The sequence below is a fragment of the Moorena sp. SIO4A1 genome (assembly GCF_010672065.1).
Taxonomy (GTDB): Bacteria; Cyanobacteriota; Cyanobacteriia; order Cyanobacteriales; family Coleofasciculaceae; genus Moorena.
Map to the genome: position 1 here is coordinate 1 of NZ_JAAHHX010000754.1, position 1,396 is coordinate 1,396.

Here is a 1,396-nt window from a genome sequence, read left to right on the forward strand (position 1 = left end):
TGGGACTTTAGCGCAAATTATAAACAAAAATCGTGCTACTCTATATAGAGTATGCTTTTTAGGTTCGTATTCTTCTCCACTCAATCCGATGAAAGAAACCGTTTCCACAGCAATGCCCCCCTGCTTTGAAAGATGGTGTCAGCGTTTTGATGATATCTTCAAAACCAAAGCTCAAAGAAAGGAGTTTAGACACTATCTGGGGGGATTATTGGGAGAAAGTGAAAGAAAAAACCTATCTCAACTAGCGGCTGACGCTGTAGATGTGTCTTACCATAGCTTACGGCATTTTGCGGTTCGGGCAAACGGTCGTGAAATTGACATCAACGAACGCCGATTACAAGTGATGAATAGCTGTCGTCAGACGAAAATCTCTCGTGGCTTCTCACTGATTGTAGACGACAGTGGACACCGAAAGAGCGGGAATTTTACCCATGGAGTGGGAAGGCAATACATCGGAGAAATTGGTAAAACTGATAATGGGATAGTCCTGGTAACAACCCATCTGTATGATGGTCGAAAAAGTCTGCCATTGGATATTGAGTTATATCAACATGGTTTTTCATTGCCTCAAGGAAAAGAAGACCCGGAATTCCTCAAAAAACCAGAGCTGGCCTTAAACTTAATTGACCGGACATTAAATCGAGGGTATCATCCAGGAATTGTCCTCATTGATGCTGGATATGGAAACAATACATCTTTTCTGTTTGAGCTAGAAAATCGAAAACTTAAGTATTTAGGAGGAATTGCAAAAAATGCGCTTTTGGCGCACGCTACGCGAACGAAAAGTGACCGTAGAAAACTCGGATAATTATGGGGAAACCGTTCGTGTCGATGAGTTAGCCCAAAGCTTACCAGATGGGGCTTTCACTGAATTGCAGCTCAATCTCAATAAGTCAAAAACTCTATGGGTCGCCACAATGGAAGTGGAAGTCTCTCGTCTGAGTGGAAAAAGAAGTCTGGCAATCGTCATGAATCAACCGACTTTTAGTGAAGCCACAGATATTGACTATTTTTTGACTAATGTCGAAGCAAATATAGTGACTCCATTATGGGTAGTCGAGACTTATTCTCAAAGAAATTGGGTGGAAGTATTTTATAGAGAAGCTAAGGGTTGGTTGGGACTCAAAGAATATCAAGTTCGACACAAACGCAGTCTAATGAGGCATTTTATATTGGTGATGTGTGCCTATACTTTTATTCTTTGGCATCAACTCACTGGGGGATTGCGAAGGCGATGGGCAACAAAACCTTTAAAGACATTTACTGAGACTTTGGAGGCATTTCGGAGTGCCATATCTTACCGTTTTGTATGTTGGCTGCAGGAAAATATGGACGTATTTTTAAGATATAAAGCGAGTTTAGGCTTGATTTGGGCTTGATTTTTGCTAAAGTCCCA

Annotated in this window: 1 pseudogene; it reads left to right on the top strand. The window is 41.3% G+C overall.

The features are described 5' to 3' along the window. The first annotated feature begins 88 nt into the window (after positions 1-88). Positions 89-1,379, top strand: a pseudogene (locus F6K53_RS42635) (IS701 family transposase). The last annotated feature ends 17 nt before the right edge of the window (positions 1,380-1,396 follow it).